This window comes from Paenibacillus sp. V4I7 (assembly GCF_030817275.1).
Lineage (GTDB): Bacteria > Bacillota > Bacilli > Paenibacillales > NBRC-103111 > Paenibacillus_E.
On record NZ_JAUSZD010000002.1, the window covers coordinates 4701903 to 4718273 of the forward strand.

The following is a 16371-nucleotide window of genomic DNA, read 5'->3' on the forward strand; positions in this document are numbered from 1 at the left end:
CCATCCGCCATCATCCCGTCTGTAAAGATGAAATATATGGTTACAGACACGATTCCACATCCCCCTCGTATCTGTAACGATGAAAAATATCTTTACAGCTTGAACTTAGCCAAAAGGAGATCTCTCGTGCCTCAGAAAACTTATACTTTATCAAACTTTAAAAAAAACGGCCGTATAAAACTCATCAAACGAGCTTTATAAGGCCGTATTCGTAATTATTGCTCTTTCACCCGGAACCAGTCGACGTCCACATAACCTCCCCCTGGTTGCCCTTGCTGCTGTAAACAAAATAATCCGAGTTTCGCACCGACCCAACCGCCAGGCACCGCAGTGAAACGATCGCCGATCAGTACGAAGTGCTCGCCGTCCAAACTATATGCGAACGAACACTCCGCCTCCAGCACAATGGTTACTTTGAAATAAACAGTGCTCACACCAGCCGGGAGTTCAATTTTCTCCAATATCTCTTCTTCCGAGCCTTCCTTGCTTCCCTTTCCCTGAACATAAGTAAGCAGGAACCGCTCTTCATCTTGACTCATCACCATATATCGGTATTCATGCCCAAATACAGTAAAACCGGCTCGATCCCATGTTGTTCCAGGCTGGAACGTCAGCTTCGCCGTCGCAGTGAGTGCGGGGGCCGGAAGCTTCTGACACAGAACGTTAGGCGTATGATAAAGCGTCGATACGCCAATCGGCAGAGGCTCGGCATATAAACGGAGCTTACCTGGGCTATCTTTTAAGGAATACCAAGATGTCTTCCAATTCGCCTGCCACTGCCATTGCAGACCCAGAGACGGCGATTCGAATTCATCGCTCGTAGTAGGAACGGTAATCGGCCAATCCCGCCCAACATCCGGCTTCTTATGCACCAACACAGGCTCTCCGATCCCATCATCGTTCGAATCGATGCCCATCACAGGCCAGTCGTTCTCCCAACGGATCGGCTGTAGGTGGACGATACGCCCGTATGCTTCCCGATCCTGAAAGTGTACGAACCACGACTCCCCGGAACTCAATTCGACGTAACCGCCTTGATGAGGTCCATTAATTTCAGTGTCACCTTGATGAAGCACAATTTTATCCTCATAAGGTCCCGTAATGCTTCTGGAACGAAGAATTGTCTGCCACCCAGTAGGAACACCCCCAGCAGGCGCAAAAATATAGTAATACCCGTTGCGTTTATACAATTTTGGTCCTTCCATCGTCGGATGATCGGCTTCCCCATCAAAAATGACCTCACCATCGTCCAGAAGCTCTTTGCCGTCCGCACTCATACGGCACAGCTTAAGCTTATGCTTGATTCCAGTTCGGCTTTTCGCAAAAGCATGTATTAAGTAAGCCTCACCATCCTCGTCCCAGAATGGACACGGATCGATCCAGCCCTTGACCTCCTTCACCAGATGAAGTGGGGACCACGGTCCTTTCGGCTCCTCCGCAGTCGTCATATAGATACCCTCATCCGGTGCGCTGAAGTAGATCCAAAACTTACCGTCATGAAACCGTATGCTGGGAGCCCATACGCCATCCCCATGCCGCACCACATTGTCATAACCGCCGGGCAGCCGGTCCACGGCATGTGCGATGATCTGCCAGTTGACAAGATCTTTGGAATGAAGAATCGGCAATCCGGGTGAGCTGTTGAAGCTCGATGCTGTCATATAAAAATCTTCACCGACACGAACTACGTCCGGGTCCGAATAATCGGCGTAAATTACCGGATTCCTGAAGTTACCATTTCCCAGATCAGCTGCCCAAATGGAGATACTATCTTGATTTCTTTCCATTTTCGTTTCCATTTTCGTTTCCCCTTTCGATTTCACCTGTGCTACTATGTACAAATAATAGATCGAAACTGCGATGTTCATTAGTTAATGAAAGGATCTTTCCCTATGAGTGATCGAATCGGACAAAAGTTTACGACCCATGACCAGCTTTTCGCCATTCAGCAGCTTCAGCAAACGGGCTATTCCATCATGCCTCGCCCACATGTGCATACAAGTTTTGAATTGTATTATTTGCTGCAAGGCGAACGTATCTACTTTATAAACGGCAAGGTATTCACTGCTCAAAAGGGCGATATGGTTATCGTCATTCCGGGCGATTTGCACTCGACGGCAAGCTCCCAGGTCGAGCATGTGGAGAGAGTGCTCGTTCATTTCGATTCCGGATTCATTCCCATGCCCGACCGTCAAGTGCTGGAGCTTCGCCCTTTTCTCCAATCCACTCTTCTGCGCGTTCCGCTAAAAGAGCAAGCGGAGCTAGAGAATTCGCTTCTATACATGCTTTCCGAGTGCAAGGAGCATCAAGCCTTTTACGAATCCTATATCAGGCAGCTTCTGATCGGCTTGCTCATCCGCCTGCACCGGATCGGCTCACTAGAGGATAATTCGACCGAACCTCAGCATCCGATGCACCAGAAGGTATCCGAAATTACAGCTTATATTCATGACCATTACAGCGAGTTGATTACACTTGAGCAGCTATCCGCGAACTTCTATATCAGCCCGTCGTATTTAAGTCGTGTCTTCTTGAAGCTAACAGGCTTTCATGTAAGTGAATATATCCGAATCATTCGCGTACGTGAGGCTCAAAAGCTGCTGAGAACAACCAGAGACAAAATTCAGCAGATCGCCGAGCACGTCGGCTTCGAGCACATTTCCCATTTTAATAAAACGTTCAAAAAGGTAAGCGGCTGCTCACCGCTGCAATATCGGAAGCAGCACATCAGAAGGTAAGCTGGGAAGAAACCTCATCCTCCCCTTCCCATTCAATTCCTTCTGTCCTCTCCCCCGTTACGACCAGCAGGGAATCGAATTCTTGCGCTCCTGCTACGGTTAAGTCTTTAATGCAAACACCTTGCGCTTGATGAAGTTTTATCGGCGGCCCTTGTCGAAGCTTTAGATCGATCCCCTCAAGCAGCAACCGCTTGACATTATGGCAAATGACGCCTTGCACCGAGGAAACGCGATAATTGCGCAGGGTAACATCCTCCAGCGGCATTTCAGCCAGACCATTGATAAGGAAAGCCTTATTCGCGCCGGCGCAATCAATATCAGTTATGACAATTTGCCGGAAAACCGGTGTTTGTTCCGATATGGGATGCATCTCCTCTTGTGCCGAACCAGACCCTTCTACACCCTCGTAGAACAAATGGAAGGAGATGGCCTCCCCTACGATATCCGTCATGCGAATGCGCTCGATCCTTATACGCTCAACGATGCCACCGCGTCCTCTTGCACTTTTGAAACGCAGGCCAATGTCGGTTCCGATAAACGTGCAATCCGTGACATGGATATCGCTGACGCCGCCCGACATCTCGCTTCCGATAACGAAGCCTCCATGCCCATGGTAAACCGTACATCGACGTATCGTCACATACTGGGCCGGCATGCCAAGCGCGCGTCCCGCTTCATCCTTGCCTGATTTGATACATATGGCATCGTCACCGACATCGAACGTGCTGTCCTCCACTAACACATAGCGGCACGAATCTACATCCAAGCCGTCACCATTCTGAGCGAACCAGGGATTTCGCACATTGACCCGGCGTATCGTCATATGCTCAGATGCCCAAGGATGCAGGTTCCATGCGGCAGAGTTTTGGAACGTGGCTCCTTCCAGCAAAATACGGCTGCACCGACGGAAGCTAAGCAGATTTGGACGCAAATATTCACGTGCTGGGACGTAAGCTTGTGGATCCTGCTCGCCTGATTGAATCAGCTTCTCTACTAGTTCTGCTCCCTGCATGGCTGCTGCAGAAGGCCACCAGATGCCCGCTGATTCATCGATGACACCACCGTTACTCTTGAGGCGGTTCCAATCCTTCTCCGTCATCTTCCATTTCTTTACTGGCCGCCAAGCTTCCCCGCCGCCATCGAAAATGCCGCCTCCCGTAATAGCGATATCTTCCAGCCCCTCTGCATCCAGCGGAGATTGGCAGCGTACGACCGGCTTTCCTTCAAATTGCGAGTGCAGCAGCGGATAGTCCTCGAAACGCTTGCTGAACAATACTGTAGCTCCTGCCTCCGCATGCAGCTCCAGTCTGCTCGTCAGCTTGAGTGGACCAGTCAACCACAAACCGACAGGAATGATTAGCCTCCCGCCCCCGGCTTCAGTTACCTCCTGAATAGCCGATCGGAACGCCTCCGAGTTGTCCGTTTGCCCATCCCCGACAGCACCAAAATCGGTCAGAGTAAACGTACGGTCCGGAATACGAGGAAGCATCACCTCTGGCATTGCGCTGTATGGTTGGTTCACAATTTCCGTTTGATTCATAACAAACCCCTTCCTTTCCAAGCATAATCACACTTCAAATTATATAGCAAATTATCACTCATTTTCTTGCTATATCCATGACATAATATCAAGAAATTATATATAATTGTCCAAATAAGGCAGAAAAACGGACAGGACGAACCCTGCCCGTTTTTCCATTCCATTATTTATTAACCGCTTAATGTGGCACTTTAACCTCGGCAACAGCCGTCATTTGGTTTCCTGCCAGATCTGTCACCGTATACGTAATCCGATAGATGCGGCCCATTCCTTTGCCTGAGCGCTCAGCCCGCAGCAGGAAATCCGTATCCGAGGTTCCATAGATGGCACCTTGAATATCTTCCGCCGTATCTCCATCGCCTAAGCCGTTGTCCGGCTCATTGCTTGTAATCGAGTTCAGTACGATCGTACTTACGCCGGAACCCTCATCCTGTCCGTAAACATTCATATGGACGGATACCAGCTTATGATTCGCAGGCGATAAAGATAGATGATCCGGAATCACTTCCAAAGTCGGCGCTGCTGTGTCGATATTGCTCACGACAGCCGTTGCCGTTCCTTTATTTCCCGCTTCATCTGTAAACTCAAAGGTAAAGCTGCCGTTGGTCATAAAGGTATAGCTGTACGATCCGTTGTTATTTGTTACAAATACAGGTTCACTTGGCTCCATCGTCACCGTAACAGGTTGATTTGTCGACTGTGATGTACTGTAGGTAACGATAGCCGACGGAGGTACACGGTCAGGATCTACCTCAAAGCTTATCCTGTAAATACGCTGCGTTCCATCCTCCGCCGTCACCTTCAGTTCGGCCTTGCCTGGCAGCTTATCCGCCTGTACCGTTTGAACAGTTGAAGTAGCTTCGTTCACATTTGCACTAACCTGTGGAACGTTTGTCGTTCCATAAGGCAGTGTAACGACATAATCGTACTTCTGCTTCGTAAAGTCTGCCAGTTGCGTGCCGTCTATCATCATGCCGGTTAAAGCCGCATTGCTGTTCAATAGCCTAATATCTTCTGACACAGGATTCCAACCGTCATTACCGGCAAGAACCTTTGTCACTGTGTACTGGGCAGCCTCCTCCTTCGTTAATTGCTTTGTCCAGGAAAGCCGCCCCGTCGGGTTGGCTCCCGGTCCGTAACTCAAATATTCGCCGTAATCGGCAGTAGCTTCGTTTGCAGCATTGCCCCAGTTATTCCAGCCTGCAGGCCGGATATGATCATCCATAAAGTTATTGATATATACCACATTCGCGTAAGGTCTCCACGGTCTTCCAAGGTCTACTTTCCCACTTAGCCCTGCATCCGCCGTCAGCCTGCTGTTCACAAAGATATAGCCCTTTGCTCCCTGAGGCGTAGAGGCTGCGGTCACATAGCCTGGTGCTTTGCTGTGAATAACCGCACGATCGAACACGGCTGTTGCGGAACCGAAGATGAAATCTACTGAGCCGTCGATATAGCTGTCAACGAAGTATTGTCTTCCTATGCCATCTGCCAATAACGTATCCTGGAAGCCGACAAGCCGGACATTCCGGAACTGCTGGCGGTCTCCTCTGGCTTGCAAAGCTACCGCCTGGCCCGCCGTCAAGCCCGCATCGTTCTCAATCGTCAGATCCTGGGCCACAAAATTGTTCGCTTGTGCGCTTAAGGTATAGCTGCCTGAGGTGCCTATCGTGCCCCCACCAGGTGCAGGCTTGCTGGCCGAGTCGTTATAAATGATTTTCGTAAGCTCCGGACCGTCGCCGACAAGGCTAAGGTTGGTTTTTCCGGTGCCGATGAGAACCTTCTCCCGATATTCTCCGGCTTTCACACGAATAACGGTACGGGACGGATTATTGTTCGGAATGGAGTCAACAGCCGCTTGAACAGTGCTGAACTGCCCGCTCTGATCCTTCGCTACCGTAATTACCGGAACCGCATCAGCCTTCACCTGTGCCGAGCTATAGCTTTCTCCATTGGCATTGACGGCCGTAACGATGTAGAAATAAGTCTTCCCTTGGGTTAGCCCGTTATCGGCATACCGAGTACCGGCAACCGTTTCGGCCACAACCTGATACGGGCCGCCCTCGACTTCGCTTCTTTTAACGCGGTAAGCAGCCGCACCCTGGGCGGGGTTCCACGACAGGCTAATCTCCTGGTTTGCGCTGTTTACTGCCTTTACTGCTGCCGGAGCCGCCGGAATTCCAATATCTTCCACAGGTCGTCCGGAAACGACGGCGGATTCCAAGCTCGTTTCATTTACGCCCGAGGCCGTTACTTTATAATAATAAACATTACCGTTTTCAAGCCCCGTATCCGTATAGTTTGTGGAGGTAACCATCGGCTGAAGGGTTATGTAAGGTCCCTCAAAAGCCGATGCGCGTTGAATTGTATAGGTCGAAGAGCCATCCACTGCGTTCCAACGAAGCTCAGCCTGACCGTTCCCCCATAAAACATTGATCGCAGGAGCGGCGACTGGCGCAGCAGGTTGGACTTGAACCGGTGCGGAATTCTGGCCTTCTCCTCCAACACTCTTAGCGGAAACCACGTAATAGTACGTCGTCCCGTTGCTCAGACCGCCATCGCGATATGAGGTAGCGGTGGTTTCAGCAACTTTCGTATACGGACCATCACTCGTTGGGCTTCGCTTGACCATATAAGAAACCGCATGATTTACACTGTGCCAGCTCAAATCTATTTGACTGTTTCTTACGCCCGGCATAAGCCCGGCAGGAGCTTCCGGTTTTTCCGCTGACTGTGACGGCGTTACCTTCACCTCGTTGGACGGAGCGCTTTCACCGAAAGCGCCGGCTCCTGTCACTACATAATAATAGGCCGTTTCGTTCTGAAGCCCTGCATCGATATAGGATGTAGCCGTAATACCGGAGGCTACCGTTTGATAAGGACCTCCGCTGGCCGTGCTCCGTTTTACGGTGTAGGACTCAGCTCCTTGCGCCGCATCCCAATTCAATTGAATCTGTGCGTTACCCGGCACCGCAGCCAATCCCTTTGGTGAGGCTACCGGTTCTACATACACCTTCACGTTATCCCAATATGGGCTCCCTGTTCCGGAGCCCGGCGTGGAGAAATGAATGCGGCCTATTCCCTTTGCCTTCGTATCCGCCAGCGCCGTGCTGAGGAAGTCGATCTCCGGAGTCGCGGCCGGAACATTATCCACATAAATTTTTGCTTTACCCGTCAAGACGTTCGCTTCGATTTTGATATTCATCCAACGATTTAATGACGGCTGCTCGTTTGTCACCTTGATATACGAACCGCCATTATTGATGACAAACACGTTATTGCTTTCATTTGCCGGTTTGCGGATTTCCAATGACAAAGGTGTTTTGCCGCCATCCGGCGTTTGCAACTGAAACAGGCCGGCCGAGCCGATCATCGATTGCTGCATGTAATCCGCTTCGATGATGACTGTGCCCTTTTGCGGAGTAAAGCTCTTCGCTGTCCTGGTGTTAACCGAGCCTGTATCATAAAGCTGCATCGCTTTGGATGAGCTGTTTCCCGCACTTGTCCCAGGAACCGTCTGTGTGATCACTTTATTCGTGGCTGTCATCGGAACAGGATTGATTAAGGTGTAACCGGTCGGCATCTCTCCGATAGCATCTCCTTCGAAATCATCCGCAACGAGCCAAACGACCTCCGGTGCACCGGTAGGAGTGACGTTGACCTCCTTTGAATCGAAGCTTTCACCATGCGCATTTACAGCACTGATGACATAATAATACGTTTTACCAGTTGTTAAATTCGAATCGGTAAAAGACAGTGAAGCAATGTTTGACATAATCGTCGTATAAGGACCGCCAGGAGTATCGCTTCGTTTGATATGATAACCGGTTGCTTCACTTACCGGGGACCAGGCCAGCACCGCCTTCTTTTCTCCTGCTGTTGCCGTCAGCGCCTGCGGTGGCATTGGAAAGTCTGCGGCAAGCGTATGAAGCTCCACACCGCTGAATTCAGACGTGTTGTACTTATGAATATCGTCCGGTGCCTTCGAGGCGTCTGCCGCTAAACCGAAATAGACGGTTTCCGCCATTGGTATATCAAGGGATCCGATCTGCTTCCAGTTTGTCTTGTTTGAAGAAATCAGGCCCGTCAACTGGCTGCCGATTCGTACAAGCTTCACCCAATATGGGGTTGCAATGAAATCGTCCGGCTCGATTCTCGCCGACTCTTCGCCCGTCGACGAACGGCTGATCATGACGCCTTTTTCCCCCATTTTGACATAAGGGATCGAGAGCATTGCCATCTTGGAGGAAGCATTCAGCGATTCGCGGACCATGACACCTGCCTCCGCATTATCGTCGGTAGGCGTAACGTGCTCGATTCGCGCAATAATCTCGCCGTTCCCTGTCAACGGCTGATAGGCGAAGTGGAACGAATCCGCGGTTCCTCCAATATCGCCGGCCGATTTCACTGTGACGGTCTGTGCATCGCCTCCCAGCTGCGTATGGCCAGGAATGCCGACATTGCCAATATCTTGCGATTGCCACGGAGTAATCGGGCCGCTCGTGTTCACATGAACGGCGACATTGTCAGAGTGGGTGGACAGCCCCATGGTATCGGTAGCGCGAACGACAAGGAAATGAGTACCGTCCGTTACGTTACTCCAATCAAAGCTGTACGGAGCCGTCGTATCCTCTGCTACTTTTGCTCCGTCAATAATCAGTTCCGCCTTGGCAATACCATCGCTATCGGATGCGCTTGCCTCCACCGTAATTTGGCTTCCGGCTTCCTTCAGGCTGTTATTCACCGGCGAGGTGATGGAAACGGCCGGATTATCCGTATTTTTGTTGCTGGCGGTTCCTTGAACAATCAAATCGTTGAGATATACCTCCAGATTCGTGTACCCTTCTGGAGATAGGTTCGTTGCGTTCCGATCATCGGCATTGGCAGGAGATACCCCTTTTGCAGCTTCCCACGCATCGTCCATGCCGTCGTGGTCTTGATCGACGACGGCAGAGATGACCTCCGGGTAATCGGGATATCCGCCTACCTCAAGCGGAGAATTAATATGCTGCCCTGTACGGTGTATCACATCATGAATAACCCTCGCATCGTAGGCATCACGCTTGGGCAAGCTGGCTCCCACATTCGCGAGCACATGCTCATAAGCCGCTTGCGCCGATTCGGACATGTATCCGCCGTTCACGGCTACCGGATCAGAAAGCTTTGATGCCGGGTTCGCAACCGATAGAACGCCCTTCCAGTTATCGGCCGTTACGGAAGAATCTCCATCCATCATATTGCCATTAATGTACATTTTGCTTGGAGAGCCTAACTCGCCGAACAGCAAGTTACGAACGTTAGAATAAGTGTTAGGACCAAACTTATAATAGTTGTTGTTCAAATTATACTGCCCATCACCGCCGCCGTAAGTGGACATAAAGCCCCAATTGTAGATGATATTGTTGGATGCCTCCGTAATATCCGGGTACTGGGTGATGACCGTTGGAAATCTCGGATTCCGGCTTACACTATGGGCAATCAAGTTATGGTGATACGTTGCTTGATTGCCTCCCCAAATACCCCCGTACCCGTGGCGCCCTTTATGATGTGAAGTCATAAGCATGCTCTCTGCGGAGATTGACCACTGCACGGTCGTATTGGCATTATCGTACAAGCTGACGACTTCATCGACTGACCAACTGAATGAGCTGTGATCAATCATAATGTCTTTATGGTAACGGACCCCGAACGCATCATCCTCGCTTGGATAACGGTCACCTAAACGAAACCTCATATACCTTACGATCACATTGTCCGCTTCAATATTCGTCGTATAGTCAGTTACCGTAATCCCGTCACCGGGAGCGGTTTGACCTGCGATGGTCAAATTCGAACCTTTAATCTTTAGACTTTCCTTGAGGCGGACAGTGCCTCCTACACGGAACACGATGGTCCGATCACTCTGACTAACCGCGTCGCGCAGCGAGCCTGGAATTGGTGTTTCGTTACTCTTGTAGTCTTCAAGCGTAGTAACCTCATACACCACTTGCCCTCGGCCACCGCTCACATATTTACCGCCTCCTTCAGCTCCCGGAAAAGCTGGTAATGCTCCTGCAGCAGAAACATTGACAGCGTTTACAGGAATAACTGCAGCAAGCATTGAAGCAATTAAGAGTTTCGGCAACCACTTCTTCATCTAAATACCCCCTTACGAGTGAATTCATGGTGGACCTTCGACTGCATGTAAGAAACGAACGTCCACCTGATGGCTTAATCATAAACAGGAGCCCCTGGTTACGTATATAATCCTGGGATTTGTCCGCGCTCTAACTGGGGATAAAAGTCCATTTCAAATCCGATGATTACTTTCGCTCTGCAATGATTATTGCCTCTAAAAAGGAAAAAGATTGCCAACCACCTGACCAGTAAGGCCAAGTAGTAAGCAATCTTTTTGTTATCTCTCATCAGTTGTTCGGGAAAATTTCAATGTACTCGAAATAGTCGAAATCCGCCTGGTTCGTACTGAGCTGCCCGTTGGAACTTGCATACATTCCAAGATAAGCCCCGGTAAAACCTCCCGCCACATCACTGCTAAGAATTCGGCCATCGGCGCAATCGTACAAGAGCTCCCACTGTTCAGTATTCGTGGCAAAGTAAAAACTATAAGCCTGCTCAATCGCTTCGACCATGAGATACAATCTCCCGGTTGCCTGGTAAGGACGGAGGGCCAGCGTTTCATCTTTACCCGCTTCCCGCTTGATCAGGCGGAGGACACCTTCTCCATCGATTAGCGCCGACTCCATGCGATACTGGTAATCCTCATTTTGCAGAAGCACCAGACCAGCCACATCCCCTTCGTTAAGTGGAGTAAATTCTAATGCAGTTCGTGCAGCAAAATTCATATGCTGCTGCCTCCTGCCTATGAAGCTTGGATTCGCCACTTGCGTGATCGTCTCAGGCTTCAGTCGTAGACGCAGGTAACCTGGCCGCTCCGACAAACTCCAGAAATCCCCCCGTGGCGTACGGATAAAATTCCACCGATCCTCAAGGATCTCTGCATCAAAATGATCGCAGGCTGCGAGTGACGGCCATCGTCGCAACGGCAAATTCGGCGACGGCAGCTCGAACTCAACGATTCCTTTACCTGGATTCACCACCGGCCAGCCGTCTTCCCAGACGAACGGTACGAGGAATGTTTCCCTACCCAAATTACGGTAATTACCACCGTAAGGGCGGGATGCCAGACAAACGAGATACCATTCGCCGTTCTGCGTTTCAATGAAATCCGAATGACCCACATTTACGATGGGATAGCTCCGACCGAGGTGACGGTGTGTCAAAATCGGATTTGTTTTGGCCACCTCATAAGGGCCGGTTAAGGTTTTACTGCGGGCAATCGTCGTTGAATGTGTGTGACCCGTTCCACCCTCGGCAACGACCAAGTAATAGTAACCGTTAATCTTGTAAAGATGGGGTCCTTCCGTCGCATGAATTTGTTTAAGGGCTCCATCCCATAAGCTGTATGTCGGTCCTGTCAGCTGCTTCTCTTCCAAATCCAATTCTTGCAGCCAGATTTCTACGTGCTTCTCATATTGCTGCCCTTCAGGCGGCTTACGGTTGCCCGTATAGTAGACCTTCCCGTCATCATCAAAAAATAAGGAAGGATCAATGCCGACAGCACCGGGCAACCAGACAGGATCTGACCATGAACCTGCTGGGTCCTCGGCCGTGACATAAAAGTTCCTCCGTTCCCCAGTAGCGCTAACGACAAACGTCGAAACTACGTAAAACATGCCATTAGAATAACGGATTGTCGCAGCATAAATCCCCCTAGAGGATGGTGTGTCGTCCAGATTTAACTGCGAAGGACGATCCAGGACATGACCAAGCTGCCGCCAATGAATCAAGTCCTTGCTGTGAAAAATCGGAACACCCGGATAATACTCGAATGATGAGGTGACCATGTAATAATCTTCCCCATCGCGACAAATGGATGGGTCCGGGTAAAAACCAGGTAAGATGGGATTTCGAAATGTTTTCATGAAAAATCCTCCGCTTTTTGATTGTTACTTCTTGTACTGCTCATTAAATTCGTCAATGATTTTTTGACCGCCGTCGTTTTCCCACTTTTTCACAGCAGCCTGGAAGCCTGCCTCGTCGATTTTGTTCAAAATGAACTGGTAAGTGGCATCTTTCATCAGATCCTGAAGTCTGGAGCCCTTTTCATTGAATGTTTTGGAGTCCAAGGATATCGTAGGATCCGTAATCATAAAGTTCACGGCTCCATTCGAGAGCTTGATGGCTTTCTCAAAAACAGGAAGAGAATAGTACGCAGGCGTAACATTTGTTGACTCGTACAGTGCCATATTCAGATAGGGCCTTACTTCCTTCTCAATTAGCTTGCTGTCCGTGGAAGGAACTATTTTGCCATCCTTCCATGCATAATGCTCGTCCTTGAGACCGTACTTGAGAAGATCGGCTATTTCAGGTGAATAGAACTTATCCATGACGCCTAAGATACTCTTGAGCTCCTGTTCGGAGTTAATGGAAGATTTCGGGAAAAGGACAACAGTTCCGTAGCCTGAAAGCCCCCATGTAATGTTCTTGCCGTCAACGCCCTGGATATCGTTCACTACCTCATACTCCGCTTCCGGAACGTTATTCACCGTCTTCTCTTGAAGTCCTTTGACATCGCCCATCGTCCCAATATAGAGTCCTGAGCGGCCGGTAACCATCAGGTTCTGCTGATCCGTTTTGCTCGTAACCGGGAAATCCTGATTGATCAGGCCTTCATCGCGGAGCTTCTTCATAAACTTCATGGTGTCAACATAACCTTTGGTCATGAAGTCAGGAATCAATTTGCCATCTTGAACTCCCCAGCCGTTCGGTGTTCCGAAGAACATGGAAACAGTTTTGAAGGCGCCGTAAATGAGATCATTACGGTCAGACAGTGGGATCGTTTTGCCGCCGCCAGCCAAATCAGCATCTTTGAACTTCTTCAGCATCGTGTATAGCTCGTCTACCGTTTTTGGTGCAGTGAGTCCCAGCTTATCGGCCCAATCCTTCCGGTAAATGAAACCCGCACGAGCTGGCTGTCTTTCCTGGTATAGAGAGTAAATTTTCCCTCCAACAGCCGTATGATTAAGAATTGTCGGATTCAAGCTCTTCAGGTTTGGATAATCCAACAAGAACGGACCGACTTCCCAAAACTGATTATTCTTAACGGCGTCGCGCACGAGTGTAAAGGAAGCCGCGTTCTTCAAATAAACAACCTGGGGCAGGGAGCCCGTTGCAAAAGCAGCTTGGAATTTCTCATCATAAGAACCGTCCGGCACCCATTGAATGTGCAGTTCGGAATTTGTTTTTTGCTCAAGAACCTTCTCGAGCTTATCGGATGGTACCTCGGTCGTTTGCAAATCAGCCATGATGCTAATCTTGATCGGACCTTTGGGAGCTTCACCTTCTGATTTCGTTGCTTCAGCACTTGAGTCGATCTTATTGGCACATCCGGCTATCAGGGAAACCGCCGTTAAAGCGGAGAGCAATATGGCGGTATTTTTCTTTGTCAATTTGGGCCTCCTTAATCTGAGTGATTGATGTTCATAACTTAATCATATGAATTAACACAGGTTACGTATATAATCATGTGATTAGGCCGCAGTTTTACAGGGGTTGCAGGCCTTTTTATTATCTGATGATTATTTTCATTTTGAAGTGATTATTGCCCCTAACGGGCTTTTTCATTAGAATAGAGTAACTAGGTTGAACTAGATACCGGCCAAGAAAGGAGTGCGGGTTATGCTGCGCGAACAAAGCTTTTACACCAAGCTCATCTTATTCAGTTGCGCCATCTGCATTATTCCACTTCTGGCGCTTGGTTTCTTTTCCTACATGAAATCATCGCACTCCATTCAACAACATGTCAATCAAGGCAATGTGCAGCTTATGGAACAAACGAGCAGCAATTTGGAGCAAACTTTGCAAACATTGGACCATTCCCTCAATAACTTCATCAATTCAACCTTAATGCTGGACGCTTTGTACAAGCCCATGACCACCTATGATTTTCAGGCCTATAATGCCATTCGTAAAGAGCTTTCATATCAGCAGTCCTCAAAGACCATGGTAACGGATATCATTTTGGTAAATTCAACTAATAATTGGGTGATCACGAACACGGGATTGTACAACTTAAATGAATACGCTTTCAAAAATTCATTGCTCCTCTACTCGAATTTGCCATTCAATTCAAACTGGCTGCTTCTGCCGAACAATTCCCTAGGAGCTGCAGATACGGAAAGCTCCGGCTGCAAATACATGATTACATTGATCAAAAAAATGCCTTTACATACTTCGGAAAAAAGAGGGCTATTATTTGCCGCTATCCCGCAGTGTCGTTTAGCGGCCCTCATGGGAGCTCCTTCGGATTCCCATAATGTGATGGTGCTTGACCAAAGCAATCGGATCGTCATCCATTCGGATGAAGCTAAAGTCGGGCAATTCGTAACGGAATCAGGCATCATACCAGAAACGGATCTCGCCCTCCTGGCGGGGAAATCCGGTCAATTTCAGTCCAATTCGAATGACAAAGACTCTACGATTACTTTTATTCGATCTGAGTTTAACGGTTGGACCTATGTTTCGATAACGGATATTGCTGTTACGACTAAGGAAGCACGAGCCATTGGCTGGTTTACTCTCTACGTGTTATTGGGAATCATTGTGCTGAGCGTTTTCTTCGTCTGGTTTGGTAGCAGAAGAATGTACTTCCCTATTCACGGGATACTGAAAGGAATCGCAGATCGACTTCCCAATTCTGACAAGCCGCATAAGAACGAGTTACTATTCATTGACGAGCATCTCAGAGATTTGTTTGCTTCTAATTCCAAGCTTCATGGAGAGCTTTACCAAACCGGGATGCAGGTACGCAGCTTTTTTCTTGCCAAGCTGTATCAGGGAATCGTCGGCAACAGAGAGCTTGAAGAAAGTCTTGAACGCTTCGGATATTCGAAGCAGATTTCCTCCTGGAACAATCTTTCCACGCTTACCCTGCAGATCGACCTACTGAAGGAAACGCGGTATGAACAGGCGGATTTGGATCTACTTTTGTTTGCCATTAAAAATATTATTGAGGAGCTGATCCCGGGTGATAACTGCTTGTCCCCGGTTATCGTCGAACAAACACTAACTACGACGATCGGCTGCTCTGGCCTCACAACCGAAGCATTCTGTAACCAGCTCTATCAATGGACGGAAGAGATCCAGCGAATGATCCGCAATTATTTGGAACTTGACGTCAGCATCGGGATAAGCCTGCCCTTCACCCATATCCACAAAGCTCCAAGAGCTTATCAGGAAGGACTTGAGGCTTTGAAGCGCAGGCTCACGTTAGGGGAAGGCGTCATTATCCCGTATGCGAGTATCAACGCAGGAAAACATACGCTTATCTATGCCTACCCGAAGCTGCAGGAGAACGAGCTTATCGATTCCATCAAGTTGGCAAATGAGGATCGATCTTCCGTTGTGCTTAACCAATGGCTGAAAGAAGTTTTCCAAAAAGAACGATCACCTCACGAATATCAGATTTCCTTAGTTCGTCTATTGAATAATTGTATGATCGTCATGCAGGAAGCAGGCATTCGACTCGAACAGCTAAATCTGCAAGAAGGCTCCTTATACGAGGAACTGCTTCAGCTCTATGTTAGCTCAGAAATCGAAACCTGGTTCAAGGATCGAATTATTCTGCCCATGATTCAGGTTTTCCGGGATCGGCAGGAATCCCAATACCAGAACTTGTCCGAACAAATCATCGATATCATTCATAAGGAATACGAGCGAGATTTAACGCTAGAAGAATGTGCTTCACGCATGCATTATAACGTCTTCTATTTAAGCAGTGTTTTTAAGAAAGAAACGAATATGTCTTTTAGTGAATACCTAGCTGACTATCGCTTCCAAATCTCCAAGAAATGGCTGGTAGAAACGAATTTACCCATCAAGGATATTGCTGAGAAACTAACTTACACGAATGCCCAAAACTATATCCGCTTCTTCAGAAAGCTAGAAGGAATGACTCCGGGCCAATACCGTACCCAGTTCTCTGCGCAAAATAAATATAAGTAATTCGGCGGTTTCGCACCCTTTTGACAAAAG

Annotated in this window: 7 protein-coding genes; 2 read left to right on the forward strand and 5 right to left on the reverse strand. The window is 48.8% G+C overall.

The features are described 5' to 3' along the window. Window positions 1-215: 215 nt before the first annotated feature. Window positions 216-1799 (reverse strand): glycoside hydrolase family 43 protein, encoded by a 1584-nt coding sequence (locus QFZ80_RS22510; RefSeq protein WP_307561123.1) that lies wholly within the window; start codon window positions 1797-1799, stop codon window positions 216-218. A gap of 93 nt (window positions 1800-1892) precedes the next feature. Here QFZ80_RS22510 and QFZ80_RS22515 point away from each other — a divergent pair, with 93 nt between their 5' ends. Then, window positions 1893-2738, forward strand: coding sequence for a helix-turn-helix transcriptional regulator (locus tag QFZ80_RS22515; RefSeq protein WP_307561126.1), 846 nt, complete (start codon window positions 1893-1895; stop codon window positions 2736-2738). Here the strand turns inward: QFZ80_RS22515 and QFZ80_RS22520 are convergent. The 4 genes from QFZ80_RS22520 to QFZ80_RS22535 all read right to left on the reverse strand — a co-directional run bounded on the left by QFZ80_RS22520 (window position 2728) and on the right by QFZ80_RS22535 (window position 13787). Next, window positions 2728-4278, reverse strand: a complete 1551-nt coding sequence (locus tag QFZ80_RS22520; RefSeq protein WP_307561128.1) for a glycoside hydrolase family 28 protein — start codon at window positions 4276-4278, stop codon at window positions 2728-2730. The genes QFZ80_RS22515 and QFZ80_RS22520 overlap by 11 nt on opposite strands. A gap of 178 nt (window positions 4279-4456) precedes the next feature. Beyond that, a complete protein-coding gene (locus QFZ80_RS22525) occupies window positions 4457-10414 on the reverse strand; it encodes a pectinesterase family protein (RefSeq protein WP_307561130.1) in 5958 nt (1985 codons plus the stop codon). A 268-nt stretch (window positions 10415-10682) separates the two neighbouring features. After that, window positions 10683-12260 (reverse strand): glycoside hydrolase family 43 protein, encoded by a 1578-nt coding sequence (locus QFZ80_RS22530; protein WP_307561132.1) that lies wholly within the window; start codon window positions 12258-12260, stop codon window positions 10683-10685. Between the two features lie 24 nt (window positions 12261-12284). Then, on the reverse strand, window positions 12285-13787 hold the full coding sequence (locus tag QFZ80_RS22535) for an extracellular solute-binding protein (RefSeq protein WP_307561134.1): 1503 nt from the start codon (window positions 13785-13787) through the stop codon (window positions 12285-12287). Window positions 13788-14016: 229 nt separating this feature from the next. Here QFZ80_RS22535 and QFZ80_RS22540 point away from each other — a divergent pair, with 229 nt between their 5' ends. Then, window positions 14017-16341 carry an AraC family transcriptional regulator gene (locus tag QFZ80_RS22540; RefSeq protein ID WP_307561135.1) on the forward strand — a complete coding sequence of 775 codons (2325 nt, stop codon included), beginning with the start codon at window positions 14017-14019 and terminating at the stop codon, window positions 16339-16341. The last annotated feature ends 30 nt before the right edge of the window (window positions 16342-16371 follow it).